Source organism: Microbacterium sp. IEGM 1404 (assembly GCF_030056775.1).
Taxonomy (GTDB): domain Bacteria; phylum Actinomycetota; class Actinomycetes; order Actinomycetales; family Microbacteriaceae; genus Microbacterium.
Genome location: NZ_JASHKP010000005.1, coordinates 63,400 through 78,967, shown reverse-complemented (window position 1 = coordinate 78,967; position 15,568 = coordinate 63,400). Strand labels below are relative to the sequence as shown.

Below are 15,568 nucleotides of genomic sequence, written 5' to 3'. Positions count from 1 at the left end.
GTGCGACTCGGGCCCGGCCCGCCCCGCCGGTAGACTCGAGCCAGTGACCACCACCCGCGCCGAAGCCGCTTACCTGCGCTCGGTCACGGCGTTCAAGAACCCGATGCTCGACCTGCTGCACGGGCGGTTCGCACCGTTCGTCGTGGCCGTGCTGTCGAACGTGTTCTCGCCCGACCGGCCCGCGGTCGCGGTCGCCGACGCGCACGTCGAGGTCGCCGAGGCGATGGACGAACTGCGCGCCGCGGGGTACGACACCGACGACGACCGCCGCCTCCCCGCCGGGTCGGCGCGCGACATCTGCCGCGGGTGGGTGCGCGTGGGCTGGTTGAGCCTGCAGATCGAGGACGACGTCGAGGTGTACCGCCTCTCCGCCCACGCCGTCGGGGCGCTCGAGATCGCCGGGCGCGCGGGCGGCGGGCGCGCACGCGTGTCGCGGTCCCGGGTGCGGACGCTGCTCGACGCCGTCGAGCGGCTCGCGCGCGACGCCGAGACGGATCCCGAACGGCGCCTCGAGGCCCTGCTCGCCGAGCGGGCGGCCCTGGATGCCGAGATCGCGGCGCTCGACGACGGCGTCATCGAGCCCCTCGACGACGAGCATCTCCTCGAGGAGGCGGAGAACGTCATCCACCTCGCCCGCGAGCTTCCCGCGGACTTCTCCCGCGTCGCCGAGTCGATCGCGGCCATGCAGCGCGACGTCGTCGCCGAGCTCCGGCGCGACGCTCGCCCCACCGGTGACGTCCTGCGCGAGTACCTGGAGCGCGGACGCCACGTCATGCAGGCCACGCCCGAGGGGCGCGCGTTCCAGGGCGCGCTGCGCCTGATCGGAGACCCCGAGCACATCGACGACCTCACCGACCAGCTGCACGCCGTGCTCACCCAGCCCTTCGCGCGGCTGATGACCCCCGAGCAGCGCGGAGAACTGGATGCCATCGCCCGCCGCGTCGAGGCGGGTGTGCGGGAGGTGCTCACGGCGCAGCGGCGCGCCTCGCACGTCATCACGGTGCAGGTGAGGACGCACGATCCGATCCGCGACCGCCAGGTCGACGACCTGCTCCGCTCGGTCATGGCGGGGCTGCACCGGTGGAGCCAGACGAAGGCTCCGGGCCGCGTCGAGCCCGTGCGCACCCTGCCGCTCGCCGACATCGGCCATCTGCGCCGGTCCCTCAGCGACGTGCGCCCGCCCGGAGCCCCCGAGCCGCTGGCATCCGACGAGTCCGACGTCGAGTTCGTCGACGCGGACACGCGCGCGTGGGGCGGCCCGCACTACGCCGAGCTGGAACGCTACGTCGAGACCCTCGGCGACCGGTTCGACCTGGCCGAGGCCTTCGCCGGAGCGGAGGAGTACACCCGCCGCCCCGTCGATCTCGTCGGCCTCCTCGAGATCGCCCACCGTCGCGGACTCGCCGAGGGCGAGGAGGTCTCCGTCGTCGAGGCGGTCCGCCCCGACGGCACGACCCGCCGCTTCGCTTTCACGGCGGTCACCGCCGTCCGCCCCATAGAAACGGATGCCGATGACTGACGTCGACACGTCCGCCCCGACCGTCACCGTCAGAGGCGACGACACCCCCGCCTTCATCGCCCCGGTCGCGATGGAGAACGACCCCGACGCGCTGTTCGCCGGGGATCGCGGCATCCTGGATGCCGATGTACGACGCGTCCTCGTGCGGATCCTGCAGCGCCGGTTCCTGCTCGCCGAGAACTCCCCCGCCGAGTGGAAACTGCTGCTGGAGCACCAGCAGATGATCGAGTCGCGCCTCAACGACCTGTTCGTGCGGCTCGTCGTCGACCACGACCGGGGCGTCGCGTACAAGGAGCAGGTCCGCAGCGACGAGGTGGACGTGCCGATCCTGCTGAAGGACGAGGCGTACTCGCGCGCCGAGACGCTCGTGCTCGTGTACCTGCGGACGGTGTTCCAGCGCGAGACGACCGCGGGTGCGCCATCGGCCCGCGTCGACGTCGAAGAGGTCGAGCAGACGGTCCTCACGTACTTCGCCGAATCCGACGGCACGCGCGCGAGCCAGCAGCGCGCCGTGCGCACCGCGATCGCCCGCCTCGACCGCGAGGGCATCATCGAGGAGGAATCCGAGGGCCGGTACCGGATCGGTCCGCTCATCGAGATCGTCCTCAGCGCCGAGGTGCTGCGCGAGCTGCAGCGGTGGCTCGACGAGCAGACGACGGATGCCGAGCCCGCGCCCTCCGACGAGATCGAGGCCGTGGCATCCCTTCCCGAGGAGCAGACCGCATGACGATGCTCGAGACCCTGTTCGGCCTGATCCCCGCCGCGTCGCGCGGGCAGCAGTGGGTCGCCGACGAACTGCAGCTGATCAACTGGGGCGGCTACGACGGCGAGCACCGCGTGCGCTTCGCTCCCACCGCGACGCTCCTGTGCGGCGGGTCGGGCTCGGGCAAGTCGACGCTGATGGACGCGTACGTCGCGCTGATGATGCCGCACACGACCCCGTTCAACGGCGCCTCCAACGGCGCGGTGGTCGGCCGCCCGCGCGGGCAGGAGCAGCGCAACATCCTGTCGTACGGCCGCGGCAAGCTCGACGAGTCGCGCACCGACGAGGGCACGAAGGTCCGTGTGCTGCGCGGCGACGGCACCGACACGTGGACGGCGATCGCGATGACGTGGGTCGACCACGACGGCGCCCGCTTCACCGCGGTGCGCGCCTGGTACATCCCCGCGGCCGCGCGCGTGCTCGACGACGCCGTGAAGGTGCGCGGCACGATCCACGGCGCGTTCGACCTGCGCGGGCTCGAACGGGCGGCATCCCAGCACCTCTCCGACTCCGCGGTCCGCGCGACCGGACTCGACACCCTCGCGACCGACCGCGAGTTCTCGGCGCGGCTGCACGCGGTGCTGGGGATCGGCGCCGCCGGGTCGGGCGCGAAGGCCATGAGCCTGCTCGCCCGCATCCAGGCGGGCCAGCAGATCACCACCGTCGACGACCTGTACAAGCGCATGGTCCTGGAGGAGCCCGAGACCCTCGCGACCGCCGATGCCGTCGTCGCCCACTTCGACGGCCTCGAGTCGACCCGCACGCGCATGCTCGAAGCGCGCCAGCAGGTGCGGGCGCTGCAGCCGATCCGCACCATCAAGACCCGCATCGACGACGCCGCCGAGCGCGTCCGCATCATCGACGCGCTCGGACGCTTCGGCGACCCCTCCTCCCGCGCGTCGCTGTGGCGCGCGCAGCGCCGCATCGATCTGCTCGGCGCCGTCGAGGACGAACTGCGCGAGCGGACGCACGCCACCGACGCGCTCGTACGCGAGCGACAGGCGCTCGCCGATGCCGCGGAAGCCGAGCGCGACGGCCTCGGCGATGTCCTCCGCGCCGCGGGCGGCGACCGGCTCGACGCCGCGCAGCGCGAGCTCCGCGGGCTCGAACGCCGCCGCGCCGGGATGCAGCGCGACCGCGACCGGTTCGACGCCGCGCTCGCAACGCTCGGCACCGAGGTCGCCGACGCGAAGGGCTTCGCGGGGCTCGTCGACGAGGCACGCCGGACCCTCGGCGACACGGATGCCAAGTCCGCCGTGCGCGACGCGTTCGTCGCCGCGAGCAGCCGGCACACGGCCCTGCGCCAGCAGCTCGCGACTCTCGAGGCGGAGCACCGCCGCACGCAGACCCGCGACGACAACATCCCGCCGCGCCTACACGAGGCGCGCGCGGCGCTGGCGGAGGCGGCGGGTCTCACCGCGGCCGAGCTGCCGTTCGTCGCCGAGCTCGTCGACGTCCGCACCGAGTTCGAGCCGTGGCGCGGGGCGTTCACGCTCGCCCTCGGCGGTTTCGCGACGACGATCCTGGTCGACGCCGCGCACCTGGCATCCTTCCGCGCCGCGATCGACGGCGTGCGCCTGTCGGAGCGTCTGCGGTTCGAGGGCGTGACGACCGGTCTCCCCGAGCGCACGGGCCTCGACCCCGCGACGCTCCCCGGGCGCCTCGACTACCGCCCCTCCCCCTTCACCGGCTGGCTGCAGGACCGGCTCGAGCAGCAGTTCGCGTTCGTCTGCGTGGATGCCGCCCGCGAGCTGTCGCAGCACCGCCTCGCGCTCACGATCGCCGGTCAGACGAGCCAGGGCTCCCGCGGGGCGCACGGCGGTTCGATCCGTCAGAGCATCCTCGGGTTCTCCAGCCGGGTGCGGCTCACGGAGCTCGGCGACGAGATCGCGACCGTCCGCCGTGACCTCGACGGGGCGAAGACCGCCGTCGATGAGGCGGCCTCCGCGCTCGACGCGTTCGACGACCGCCGCAGCGCCCTCGAGAAGATCGCCGATCTCACGTGGGAGCAGGTCGACACGGCATCCGTGGATCGTGAGATCGAGCGCTGGAACGAAACCCTCACGGAGATCACGGCCGGAAACCCGCGCATCGCCGAACTGCAGGAGCAGATCTCGGGCACCCGCGCCCGCGCCGCGCGTCTCCGCGAGGAGATCGGCAGCGCCAAGGCGGAGCAGCAGCGCCTCTCCGCCCGGTGGGCCGAAGTGACCGACGAGGTGGATGCCGCCCATGTGCGTCTCGAGGAGGCCGAGGACGCCGGGCTCACGCTCACCGACGACGAAGCCGCATACCTCGACGCGCTGTTCGTCGCGCCCACGGACGACGCGGCGTCGCCGTCGCAGCGTCTCGCGCGCTTCGACGCCGCGCTCGAGTCGGCATCCAAGCGCCTCTTGGAAGACCAGTGGGCCGCGCAGGAGACTGGGGCGAGCAGCGCGAGAGCCTGCGTCGCACCCTCACCGCGTTCATCGACCGGTGGCCGAGCCCGAACCTGCTCGCCGACCCCGACGAATCGCTCGGCGACTTCGAGCGGATGCTCGCCGACCTCGAGGCCAGCGGCCTGCACGAGCTGGAGGCGGAGTGGCGCGACAGCCTGCTGCGCCTCTCGGGCAACGACCTCACCAACCTCGACGCGTCCCTCACCCGGGCGCTGCGCGAGATCCGCGACCGCATCGCACCGATCAACGACATCATGCGCGACCTGCCGTTCTACGACGACGAGCACCGCCTGCAGATCGTGCCCCGCGAGAGCCAGTCCGAGGTGCGGCGGCGGTTCCGCCGCGAGCTGCGCGACGTCCGCGCCGCCATCGACGCGGCCTCCACCGACGAGGAGCGCGAGGCCGTGTACGGCCGGATGGCGCGGCTCATCGGCCGCATCCGGCCCACCGCGCCCGACTTCGCCGACCTCGTCGACGTCCGCAACCACGTGCGGGTCAGCGCCGAGCGCTTCCGCGCCGCGACCGGCGAGCACGTCGCCCTGTACGACCACATCGGCGAGAAGTCCGGCGGCGAATCGCAGGAGCTCATCGCGTTCATCGTCGGCGCGGCCCTGCGTTATCAGCTCGGGGATGCCGGCGCCGAGCGTCCGCGCTACGCCCCGGTGTTCCTCGACGAGGCGCTCATCAAGGCCGACGCGCACTTCACCAAGCGGGCGATCGGCGCCTGGCGCGGCCTCGGGTTCCAGCTGGTCATCGGGGCGCCGAACGACAAGTACAGCGCGATCGAGCCGCACGTGGACGTCGAGTACGACATCCTCAAGGACACCCGCGGGCGGTCGTGGGCGAAGGCGAAGGTGGCGCTGCCGGCCTGACCGCGCGGGTGGGCGGGGCAGCGCCCGCGCCGTCTCCGCGATCGTGCCCTCACACCGCCACGAGCGCCCGCGCACTCTCGGCGAGGGCCGGTGCGGGCTGCCCGATGACATCCCCGAGCCGCCGCCGCCCCAGCGACGGGTCCGCGGCGACGCGCGAGGCCAGCGCTCGCACCAGGACGACCGCGGGCGGCGTCGGCGCCGTCGTGGGAGCGAGCGCGCGGTCGATGGCATCCAACGCCCCGAGGAGTCGCTCGTCGTGGCACCGCGCGTCGGCGATCGCGATCCAATCCAGCAGCTCGGCAAGGGTCCAATCGAAGGAGACTGGACTCTCAGGATCGACGATCTGGCGGGTTTCGCGGCTCATTGGACCAGAATGACCCTCGAACGCCGGGCGCCAAAAGAGCCACTCTCCACCCTGTGGCCTCAACCGAAGGGCGCACCGGTTCAGCCGCCCTGCGTCCCCAGGACGAGATCGAAGACCATGCGCTCCCACACGCGCCCGGCCCTAACGAGGGCGTCGTGGGCCGCGGCAGGATCGTCGGAGTGCAGCACGGCGGCCGTCGTCTTGAGTCCGTCGAACCCCCCGACCACCACCGTCGCCACCGCTTCGGCGTCGACACCCTGCCGACCCGCCGCGGCGTCCCGCACGACCTCGGCGACGACGTCGATCCACCGCCGCGTGAGCGAGGCTGCGAATGCGCGCGTCTCGTCCTGATCGGCGAGGGCCCAGGTCAGACGGGAGATGACCCAGGCATCCGGGTCGCCGTCGTGCAGCGCCAGCACGGCCGGCAACAGGGCGCGCAGTCGGGGCTCGCCGGGCTCGACCGAGTCGAGCGCGACCCGCACGTCGGTGACCCACCGCTCGTGGCGCGCGGCGAGGACCGCGACCGCGAGCGCCTCCTTGCTGTCGAAGTGGAAGTAGACCGATCCCTTCGACAGCCCGCTCGCCTCGACGATGTCGGCCATGCGGGCACGGTCGTAGCCCAGACGGGCGAAGACCGTCGCGGCGGCGTCGATGATCCCGTCCCGGGACGCCGCCCCCTGGGAGGTGCGACCACGGGGGCGACCGACGCGACGCGGGGGCGCGTCGGGGGCTTCGTCTGGACGCGAGGTCATTCGAACAGTATAGTTCCGAGTTATATAGACCGACTGGTTTGTTTAATTAGGAGACAACATGCGCAGCATTGGCCGCGGAACCACCACCCTCGTCACGGGCGCCTCCTCGGGCATCGGACGCGCCTTCGCCGAACGGATCGCCGCGGACGGAGGAGACCTCGTCCTGGTCGCGCGCAGCGCGGACGCCCTGACGGCCCTGGCGGACGATCTCGCGCAGACGCACGGCATCCGGGCCGTCGCGGTCGCCCACGATCTCGACGCGCCGGGAGCTGCCGCGGCCCTCGCCGAGCGACTGCACACCGAGGGCCTGCGGATCGACGCCCTCATCAACAACGCCGGCCTCGGCATCCACGGGGATCTCGCCACCCAGCCGCTCGCCTCGATCACGACGCAGGTCACCGTCAACGTCACGAGCCTCACCGAGCTCACCGCCCTCCTGCTCCCGGGTATGCTCGACCGACGGCGAGGCGCTGTCGTCAACGTCGCCAGCACGGCCGCGTTCCAACCCCTGCCCCACATGTCGGTCTACGGCGCGACGAAGGCCTACGTCCTGTCGTTCTCGCGCGCGCTATGGCGCGAAACGCGCGGCACCGGGGTCGACGTCGTGGCCATCTGCCCCGGCGCGACCGCGACGCCCTTCTTCGCGACCGCGGGCGACGACGCCTCGTTCGGTCCGCGGCGCACACCCGACGGTGTGGTGGATAGTGCCCTGCGCGGCCTCCGACGCGGCCGGCCCACGGTCATCGACGGCGCAGCGAACGCGTTCTCGTCGCGCCTGGCCGCCGTGCTCCCCGAACGCGTCGCGATCGCCGTCGCCGAGCGGGCCATGCGCCCGTCGCGTCGCGCCTGACCGCGGGCGCCCGCTCGGTCCCGGCGTCCCGTGCCGCCGCACGCGGAGGGCGCCCGGACCGCACCCGCTCGCCGCACGCCGACAGCGAACGCGGCCTCGGGAATTCTGTGACCGCTCTCTACGCTGTGTGCTGAGGGCACGGTGGAAGGCGGCTGGGGATGCAAGGACTCGAAGTCACGGTTCTGCTCGGGCTCGCGATGCTCGTGGGCACGGTGCTGGCCCCACGCCTGCGCGTCGCGACGCCGTTGGTCCTGCTGGTGATCGGGCTCGCCCTCGGCTTCGTACCGGAACTGCGGCAGATCGAGCTGCCGCCCGAGACGGTCCTGCTGCTGTTCCTCCCCGTCCTGCTGTTCCGCGAGGCGTGGACGACGTCGCTGCGGTCCGTGCGCCGTTCGCTGCGGTACATCGTGCCGATGAGCACGCTGCTGGTCGTGGCATCCGCCTTCGCCGTCGCCGGCGTCGCGACGTGGATGGGCGTGCCGTGGGAAGCCGCGCTCGTGCTGGGCGCGGCGGTCGCTCCCCCGGATGCCACCGCCGTCGCGGCCCTCGGACGCCTGCTCCCCGAGCGCACGTTCATGAAGCTGAAGGCCGAGAGCCTCACCAACGACGGAACCGCGCTCGTGCTGTACTCGATCGCCGTGTCGCTCCTCATCGGCGACCAGATCACGCCGTGGCAGATCACGGGCATGGTGCTGCTGTCGTACGTCGGCGGTGCCGCTGCGGGTGTCGCCGTCGCCGCGCTCGCCTATCTCGCGCTGCGCCGCATGGAGTCGACGCTCACGATCAACCTCACATTGACGCTCGTGCCGTTCGTCGCGTTCCTCGTCGCCGAGATCGTCCACGCATCGGGCGTCCTGGCCGTCGTGTTCGCGGGCCTCATCGTCGCGTGGATCGCCCCGCGCATCACCACCGCCATGTCTCGACGGGCCGCGGATGCCACGTGGCCCTTCGGCGTCTACCTGCTCAACGGCGCCCTGTTCGTGCTGATCGGGCTCGAGATCCAACTCGTGCTGCACGAGATCTCGCCCTCCGAGATCGGCATGCTGCTGCTCATCACGGTGGCGGCCTGGATCGTGCTGGCGCTCGTGCGGTATCTGTTCCAGTGGTTCTTCTCCCCGTTCTCGCGCCCGGGACCGTCGTCGTCGCGGTCGCTGCGACATCGTTCGCGGGTGGTCAGCACGGTGGCCGGATTCCGCGGGGCGGTGTCGCTCGCGATCGCGCTGTCGGTGCCGCTCACGACGGCCGACGGCTCCCCCGTCGCCGGGCGCGACGCGGTCGTCTTCGTCACCGCCGGAGTGATCGTCCTGACCCTGCTCGTGCAGGGCCCGCTGCTGCCGGCCGTCATCAAGTGGGCGAAACTCCCGACCGACGACGCGGCGGTCGAGGAGTTCGAGCTCGCGCAGCGCGCGATCTCGGGGGCTGCGCTTCTCGCGCTCGACGACCTCGCCGTCGAGCACGGCATCAGCGACGTCGTGAAGGACCGGGCCCGCCAGGAGGGGTACGAGCGTCTCGAACTCGCCAACGCCCGCGCGGTCGCCCGTCAGCGGGCCGCTGAGGAGCGCGACCGCGCGGACGACGACGGGGATGCCGACGGCGACGACACCGCGTCCCGGATGGGCCCGATCCCGCCCGGGGCGGACGGCGAGGACGACGGACGCCGACCCGCGGGTCAGCTGGAGATGATCGCCGTCAGCGACGACATCGACGTGACGCAGCGCTCGCCCCTGCTCCGGCACCGCGAGGCCACGCGACTGCGCCTGGCGATCCTGGACCGGAAGCGCGAGGTGCTGCTGCGCCTGCGCCGCGAGGGCACCATCGACGATCTGGTCGCACGCCGGATCCTCGCCGATCTCGACATCGAGGAGATCCGTGCGCGCGGTATGGAGAAAGCCACGGACTGAGGCCGCCCCGAGGATGCCGCACGCCCCTAGGCTGGCGCCATGAGCGAGCCCACGCAGGACCAGCTGGAAGCGTCGGACAAGGTCGACAAGCGCACGATCGGCGGCGAGATCCGCTACTACCTCAAGGACATCAAGGCCCATTGGCCGGCGGTCGTCGAGCAGCATCCCGACGCCGCCGGGCACGAGGCGTGGTGGACCCCCGACGGGAAGTTCCACGCCACGCACGCGCAGCTGCGACGGGATGCCATGATCGGCGGCATCGTCTGACGGCGGCCGGCGACGGCCGGGCGACTCACGCCGGAAGCGCGACCCCGTGGAGAGCGTCGACGACCGGGGCGAGCTCCGGCTGCGTCCCGGCGTCCGCCAGCACGCGCTCCAGCGCCTCGTCGTGGACGGGTCGCGCGCGTTCGTACAGTGAGCGGCCGGCCGGGGTGAGCTCGGTGTAGATCCCGCGTCGGTCGTCGGCGCACAGCACCCGGGTCAGGAGTCCGCGGTCTTCGAGGCGGTTCACCAAGCGCGTGGTCGCGCTGGGGCTGAGTGCCGCCGCCCGCGCGAGCTGCTGCATGCGCATGTGCCAGCCGTCCTGCCGGTCGAGCGCGTCCAGCACCGTGTACTCGACGACCGACAGCTCGACGACGCCGAGCGCGCGCTCGAGTTCGGCCTCGATGAGTCCGTGGAGGGCCGCCAGCGTGCGCCAGCCGCGCGCACGGATCTCGACGGCGTCATCAGCGATGCCCATGGGCGCACTCCTTCTCGATACTTGCTTGCGCGCTTTACTTGTGTGTGCAATCATTTTGCTCAGCGCTGCAAAAGAGCGCGTCTGCAACTACTTCGAGTGTATCAGGAGACCCCTCATGCCCCTAGGACTCATCGCCCTCGCCGTCGGCGCGTTCGGTATCGGACTCACGGAGTTCGTCATCATGGGCCTGCTCCCGGAGGTCGCGACGGACTTCGCCGTGTCCGAGTCGGCCGCCGGGTGGCTCATCTCCGGCTACGCCCTGAGCGTCGTGGTGGGCGCGCTCGGACTCACCGCGGCGACCACCCGCCTCCCCCGCAAGCCCGTGCTCCTGGGGCTGATCGTGCTGTTCATCCTGGGCAACGCGCTCACCGCGCTGGCTCCCGACTACGGCATCGCGATGATCGGTCGCATCATCGCGGCGCTCTGCCACGGGGCGTTCTTCGGTATCGGCGCCGTCGTGGCCGCCGGCCTCGTCGCGCCCGAGAAGAAGGCGGGCGCGATCGCCCTGATGTTCACCGGCCTCACCGCGGCCAACGTCTTCGGCGTGCCCTTCGGCACCTTCCTCGGTCAGCAGTTCGGGTGGCGTTCGACGTTCTGGGTCATCGCCGGGATCGGCATCCTGGCGTTCATCGGCATCCTGACGCTCGTCCCGAAGCTCCCCCGGCCGGATGCCGCCGTCCGCCTCCGCCACGAGCTGCGGGCGTTCCGCTCGGGGCAGGTGTGGGTGTCGCTGGTGGTGACCGTCCTGGCGTACGGCGGGATGTTCGGCGGGTTCACCTACATCGCCTACACGCTGACGGAGGTCAGCGGTTTCGACAGCGGGGCGGTGCCGTGGCTGCTCGTGCTGTTCGGGATCGGTCTCGTCATCGGCAACGCCGTGGGCGGACGCCTCGCGGACCGCTCGATCGACGGCACGCTGCTCGTCGCGGTGTCGGTGCTCTTCGTGGTCCTCGTCGCGTTCGCGGCGCTCGCGACCTCGGGCATCGCCGCGATCGTCGCCCTGTTCCTCATGGGCGGGTTCGGCTTCGCGACGGTCCCCGCGCTGCAGAGCCGCACGATGGTGTACGCCGGCTCGGCGCCGACGCTCGCCTCGGGCGCCAACATCGGCGCCTTCAACGTCGGGAACGCGCTGGGGGCCTGGGCCGGCGGAATCGGGATCGCGGCGGGTCTCGGGTATACGTCTCCGCTGTGGATCGGCGCGGGGATCACCGCGGCGGCGGTCATCGTGCTCGCCGCCACGATGGCCCGTGGGCGCCGAAACACGGCGGCACCCTCCGGTGAGGAGCAGGGCGCCGCTCTGGAACCCGTCCAGCGCTGACCGGCGGCCGCGGCGGGGGCACCTGCCCTCCGCCGCGGCGGGATCAGCCCGGTCCACAGCCCCACAAGCGCACGCCGCCCCGCCGGTCGTCGGGTCCGCCCTCGACATCCTCCGCCATCCGGCGGGGGTGGCGGTCTCGCGTGCGTCGGAGAATCGAGGGGAACGCGACGAGGCGTTCCCGAGGAAGGATTCCCGATGACGCGACCCCCTTTCGACCCCGAACTCGCCCCGATGCTCGAGGTGATCTCCGCGATGATGCCGCCGACCCTCACGGCCGAGATGATTCCCGCGATGCGACAGGGCGGAGTCCCGGGGATACCGACCCCGCAGGAGCAGATGGACGAACTCGACCTGGAATCCCGCGACATCGTCATCCCGGGATACGAGGGCGCCGAGATCGTCGTCTCCGTCGTCCAGGTCCGTGGCCGCACGGGCACCGGACCGGGGATCTTCCACACCCACGGCGGCGGCATGATCATCGGAGACCGGTTCACCGCCGCGCTCGGTTTCGCCGGGTGGCTGCGCACCTACAACGCCGTCCTCGTGACGGTCGAGTACCGCCTGGCCCCCGAGTTCCCGGACCCGTACCCCGTCGAGGACTGCTACGCGGGCCTCGTCTGGACCGCGGCCCACGCCGACGAGCTCGGGATCGAAGCCGACCGGCTGATCATCGCGGGGGGCAGTGCCGGCGGCGGTCTGGCCGCGGGTGTGGCGCTCCTCGCCCGTGACCGGAGCGGACCGCACCTCGCCGGGCAGGTGCTCCTCTACCCGATGCTCGACGATCGGGATGCCACCGGATCGACCCACGACATCGACGGCGTGGGCGTGTGGGATCGCGGGAGCAACATCCTCGGCTGGACGTCGTTGCTCGGCGACCGCGTCCGCACCGACGCCGTCTCGATCTACGCCGCGCCCGCACGCGCCACCGATCTGTCGGGACTCCCCCCGGCGTTCATCGAGTGCGGTAGCGCCGAGGTCTTCCGGGACGAGGACGTCGCCTACGCCTCCGCGATCTGGGCGGCGGGAGGCGTCGCCGAGCTGCACGTGTGGCCGGGCGGCTTCCACGCGTTCGACGGGCTGGCACCGCAGGCGGCGTTGTCCCAGGATGCCGTGGACGCTCGCGACCGCTGGATCCGACGCCTGTGGGGGTGAGCGCGGTCCTAAGCTGAGCGCGAGACGGGGGTGACCTCATGCGCGAACTGCTGGGCCGACTGACGGTGCTCGATCCCGCGGCGAGCGAGTCGCTGAAGATCATCGAGTATTTCGACGCGCTCGTCGCCGGCGGCGCCGGGGCAGAGGCGATCGTTCGGGCAGCGGCGATCCTGGGCGCGACCACCGCGGGGGCTCGCGTCCGGGGACGGGTCGTCCGCATCGACGCCGACGGCGCGCGTGTCGACGACGGGGACGGCGATCGCGCGACGCCGACCGAGAGCGTCTGGCTCGAGCGAGACGCAGAGGCGACCGTCAATGACGCGATGATCCTCGATCGTGCGCGTCTCGCCCTCGCGATCGTGGAGATGCGCAGTGCGCCGACGACGAGCGCCGTGGATCGAGTCATCGACGCGGGCGCGTCACGGGTGGATCGCCAGGCCGCGGCCCACCGGCTGAAGCTCGACGGTCCGGTCCGGATCGTCGCGGCTCCCCCGCCGGGACCGCAGCCGTTCGTCGGGCCTGCGACCGTCCTCGCGACTCCGCGAGGGCCGGTCTGGGTCGGGCTGGGCGACGGCCAGGCGCCGGCCGGTCCCGCGGGCGTGAGCCTCGCGGACGATCTCGACGGCATACCGCGCGCGTGCGCCGACGCTCTCCTGGCCCTCCGCCTGACCGACGTCCGGCATCCCGTCGTCGACGCCGCCGACCTCGGCGTCCTCATCGGCCTGGCCCGCGCCCACGAACACTCCCCCGAGGCGCACCCCGACGTGGAGGTCCTCGCCACGCTCGACGCGCGCACGCGGGACGCGCTCGACGTGGTGGTCGACAGCGACAGCATCCGATCCGCGGCCACGACGCTCCTGCTGCACCACAGCACGCTGCAGGCGCGGCACGAGACGTGGACCCGCACCCTCGGCTACGACCCGCTCTCGCCCCGGGGCCGCGCGCGCTACCTCGCCGCGCGGCTCCTGCACCGGCTCCGCTGACGCCCGGCTCACCGCCCCGGCTGCACCAGTCCGCTCTCGTAGGCCGCGATCACGAGCTGCGCCCGGTCGTGCGCGCCGAGCTTGATCATGGTGTTCTTCACGTGCGTCTTCGCGGTGTGCGGGGAGATGAACAGATCCCCCGCGATCTCGTCGTTGGAGCGCCCGCGGCCGACGAGGCGGAGCACCTCGCGCTCCCGGTCGGTGAGGACGTCGAGGGCCGGCGACGGACGCGGAGGATCGGATGCCGCTCCCCGCACGTACTTCTCGATCATCGCGCGTGTGGCCGCGGCGGACAGCAGCGCGCCGCCGTCGTGCACGGTGTGGACCGCCTGCACGATGTCGTCCGGCTCGGCGCCCTTCCCGATGAAGCCGCTCGCACCCGCGCGGAGCGCCGCGACGACGTAGTCGTCCTCCTCGAACGTCGTGAGGATGAGCACGCGGGTGTCGCCCAGTGCCGGGTCGCCGCAGATGAGCCCGGTCGCCTCGATGCCGTCCATCCGTGGCATCCGGATGTCGCACACGACGACGTCGGGGCGCAGGGTGCGGGCGAGGTCGACGGCCGCCTCGCCGTCCGCGGCTTCTCCGACGACCTCGACGCCGGGCGCCGCGTCGAGGAGGTCGCGCACCGCCGACCGGATGAGGGCCTGGTCGTCGACGACGAGCACCGTGGTCACGCGACACCTCCGGAAGCGGGGCGGGCGCCGGCCGCCGTGGGCGCGAGCGGAAGCCGGGCGGCGAGCCGGAAGCCGCCCGGGGCGGGACCGGCCTCGAAGACACCGCCCACGGAATCCACCCGCTCGCGCAGGCCGACCAGACCGAAGCCCGACGGCGGCAGCTCGGGGTCGGCGGGCACGTGATCGAGGGGGTTGGTGACGACCACCTCGAGCGCGTCGCCGTCACGCCTCAGCAGCACATGGACGCGCCGGGACGTCCCGTGCTTGAGGGCGTTGGTCAGCCCCTCCTGCACCACGCGGTACGCCACGATGTCGACGCCGAGCGGCACCGGCTCCGCGTCCCTCTCGTCCCGCACGACGACGTCCCACCCGGCGACGCGGACCGACTCCACGACGTCCGTCAGACGCGCCAGCCCGGGCTGCTCGCGGATCCCTCCCTCGTCGGGCGTGCGCAGGACCGTCAGCATCGAACCGATCTCCCCCAGGACCTCGCGCGACGCGGTGCGGATCGTGGCGAGCGCCTCGCGGGCCCGGTCGGGCCGCGTCTCGAGAGCGGACGAGGCGACCCCCGCGTTGAGGCTGATGACCGAGATCTGATGCGCCACCGCGTCGTGGAGGTCGCGGGCGATACGCAACCGCTCCTCGGTGACCCGGCGACTCGCCTCGGCCTCTCGCGTCTGTTCCGCACGGCGGGCGCGCTCGATCACGGCGAGGACGTAGGCGCGGCGTGAGCGGGTGGCATCCCCCAGCGCCCCGGCGAGCGCGACGGAGAGTCCGATCTGGAGGAACCGGGTGTCCATGCCCGTCGTGAGTTCGACGACGATGCTCGCGCCGACGACGAACGCCACCGCGGCGATGCTCACGGGCGCCGCCGCCCGGCGATCCAGCCGGTCGGGAACGCCGTACGCGGCGATGACGACGGCGAGGGCGGCCCCGGGCGCGAGCGTGCCGAGGGCGAGGGCGGCGATATAGAGCCCGATGCACACCACGAGCGCCGAACGCGGCCAGCGCCGACGGAACGGAAGGACCACCGCGGGCAGGATCGCGAGCACGTACACGAGCGGGCTCGAGGGGCGCAGCTCGGGGAACGGCACGGGAGCGAAGACGGGCACGATCACGAGCACCGCGGCGACCACGTCGCGAACCCACCGCGGGACCGAGGGCAGCAGGCGCGGCGCCGCGTCGATCGTCGGGACGGGTGGCATCGTCCCAGTCTGGCGGTCCGGGCGCCGCGGAGCCATCGCCG

General features: G+C 72.5%; 16 protein-coding genes and 1 pseudogene. 10 read left to right on the top strand and 7 right to left on the bottom strand.

The features are described from left to right. Nucleotides 1-43: 43 nt before the first annotated feature. The 3 genes and pseudogenes from QM517_RS17045 to QM517_RS18755 all read left to right on the top strand — a co-directional run. Nucleotides 44-1,519 carry a DUF3375 domain-containing protein gene (locus QM517_RS17045; protein ID WP_283289201.1) on the top strand — a complete coding sequence of 492 codons (1,476 nt, stop codon included), beginning with the start codon at nucleotides 44-46 and terminating at the stop codon, nucleotides 1,517-1,519. After that, entirely contained in the window at nucleotides 1,512-2,246 is a 735-nt protein-coding gene (locus QM517_RS17040; protein WP_283289198.1) for a DUF4194 domain-containing protein, read from the top strand. Before QM517_RS17045 ends, QM517_RS17040 begins: the two co-directional genes overlap by 8 nt. After that, nucleotides 2,243-2,422: pseudogene (locus QM517_RS18755) on the top strand (ATP-binding protein); the annotation flags it as partial. The gene QM517_RS17040 and the pseudogene QM517_RS18755, both read left to right, overlap by 4 nt. Here QM517_RS18755 and QM517_RS18800 read toward each other — a convergent pair. Next, on the bottom strand, nucleotides 2,338-2,901 hold the full coding sequence (locus tag QM517_RS18800) for a hypothetical protein (RefSeq protein ID WP_374114707.1): 564 nt from the start codon (nucleotides 2,899-2,901) through the stop codon (nucleotides 2,338-2,340). The pseudogene QM517_RS18755 and the gene QM517_RS18800 sit on opposite strands and share 85 nt — an antisense overlap. 754 nt (nucleotides 2,902-3,655) lie before the next feature. After that, nucleotides 3,656-4,513 (bottom strand): hypothetical protein, encoded by an 858-nt coding sequence (locus tag QM517_RS18750; RefSeq protein WP_283289196.1) that lies wholly within the window; start codon nucleotides 4,511-4,513, stop codon nucleotides 3,656-3,658. Nucleotides 4,514-4,683: 170 nt separating this feature from the next. Between QM517_RS18750 and QM517_RS18745 the strand changes: the two genes are divergently transcribed. Next, on the top strand, nucleotides 4,684-5,589 hold the full coding sequence (locus QM517_RS18745; protein ID WP_283289194.1) for an SbcC/MukB-like Walker B domain-containing protein: 906 nt from the start codon (nucleotides 4,684-4,686) through the stop codon (nucleotides 5,587-5,589). Nucleotides 5,590-5,638: 49 nt separating this feature from the next. Here QM517_RS18745 and QM517_RS17020 read toward each other — a convergent pair whose 3' ends face one another. Both QM517_RS17020 and QM517_RS17015 read right to left on the bottom strand, forming a co-directional pair. Next, on the bottom strand, nucleotides 5,639-5,953 hold the full coding sequence (locus QM517_RS17020; RefSeq protein ID WP_283289192.1) for a hypothetical protein: 315 nt from the start codon (nucleotides 5,951-5,953) through the stop codon (nucleotides 5,639-5,641). A gap of 80 nt (nucleotides 5,954-6,033) precedes the next feature. Next, nucleotides 6,034-6,705, bottom strand: coding sequence for a TetR/AcrR family transcriptional regulator (locus QM517_RS17015; protein ID WP_283289190.1), 672 nt, complete (start codon nucleotides 6,703-6,705; stop codon nucleotides 6,034-6,036). Between the two features lie 58 nt (nucleotides 6,706-6,763). Here QM517_RS17015 and QM517_RS17010 point away from each other — a divergent pair, with 58 nt between their 5' ends. From QM517_RS17010 to QM517_RS17000, 3 genes are all read left to right on the top strand, one after another. After that, entirely contained in the window at nucleotides 6,764-7,555 is a 792-nt protein-coding gene (locus QM517_RS17010; RefSeq protein ID WP_283289188.1) for an SDR family NAD(P)-dependent oxidoreductase, read from the top strand. A 158-nt stretch (nucleotides 7,556-7,713) separates the two neighbouring features. Then, the gene (locus tag QM517_RS17005) at nucleotides 7,714-9,456 is read left to right on the top strand and encodes a Na+/H+ antiporter (RefSeq protein ID WP_283289187.1); all 1,743 of its coding nucleotides are present in this window, start codon (nucleotides 7,714-7,716) and stop codon (nucleotides 9,454-9,456) included. A gap of 39 nt (nucleotides 9,457-9,495) precedes the next feature. Next, nucleotides 9,496-9,723, top strand: a complete 228-nt coding sequence (locus tag QM517_RS17000; RefSeq protein WP_283289185.1) for a hypothetical protein — start codon at nucleotides 9,496-9,498, stop codon at nucleotides 9,721-9,723. A 25-nt stretch (nucleotides 9,724-9,748) separates the two neighbouring features. Here QM517_RS17000 and QM517_RS16995 read toward each other — a convergent pair whose 3' ends face one another. Continuing rightward, nucleotides 9,749-10,195, bottom strand: a complete 447-nt coding sequence (locus QM517_RS16995; RefSeq protein WP_077052559.1) for a MarR family winged helix-turn-helix transcriptional regulator — start codon at nucleotides 10,193-10,195, stop codon at nucleotides 9,749-9,751. 115 nt (nucleotides 10,196-10,310) lie between these two features. Between QM517_RS16995 and QM517_RS16990 the strand changes: the two genes are divergently transcribed. The 3 genes from QM517_RS16990 to QM517_RS16980 all read left to right on the top strand — a co-directional run bounded on the left by QM517_RS16990 (nucleotide 10,311) and on the right by QM517_RS16980 (nucleotide 13,648). Further along, nucleotides 10,311-11,513: an MFS transporter gene (locus QM517_RS16990; protein WP_283289183.1), complete on the top strand. Its 1,203-nt coding sequence runs from the start codon at nucleotides 10,311-10,313 to the stop codon at nucleotides 11,511-11,513. Between the two features lie 195 nt (nucleotides 11,514-11,708). Further along, nucleotides 11,709-12,665, top strand: coding sequence for an alpha/beta hydrolase (locus QM517_RS16985; protein WP_077052561.1), 957 nt, complete (start codon nucleotides 11,709-11,711; stop codon nucleotides 12,663-12,665). A 38-nt stretch (nucleotides 12,666-12,703) separates the two neighbouring features. Further along, nucleotides 12,704-13,648 carry a hypothetical protein gene (locus QM517_RS16980; RefSeq protein ID WP_283289181.1) on the top strand — a complete coding sequence of 315 codons (945 nt, stop codon included), beginning with the start codon at nucleotides 12,704-12,706 and terminating at the stop codon, nucleotides 13,646-13,648. Between the two features lie 8 nt (nucleotides 13,649-13,656). On the opposite strand, the gene QM517_RS16975 is transcribed toward QM517_RS16980, so the two are convergent. Together QM517_RS16975 and QM517_RS16970 are read right to left on the bottom strand one after the other, a co-directional pair. Then, nucleotides 13,657-14,322 (bottom strand): response regulator, encoded by a 666-nt coding sequence (locus QM517_RS16975; protein ID WP_283289179.1) that lies wholly within the window; start codon nucleotides 14,320-14,322, stop codon nucleotides 13,657-13,659. Then, nucleotides 14,319-15,527 carry a sensor histidine kinase gene (locus QM517_RS16970; RefSeq protein WP_283289177.1) on the bottom strand — a complete coding sequence of 403 codons (1,209 nt, stop codon included), beginning with the start codon at nucleotides 15,525-15,527 and terminating at the stop codon, nucleotides 14,319-14,321. Before QM517_RS16970 ends, QM517_RS16975 begins: the two co-directional genes overlap by 4 nt. Nucleotides 15,528-15,568: the final 41 nt, after the last annotated feature.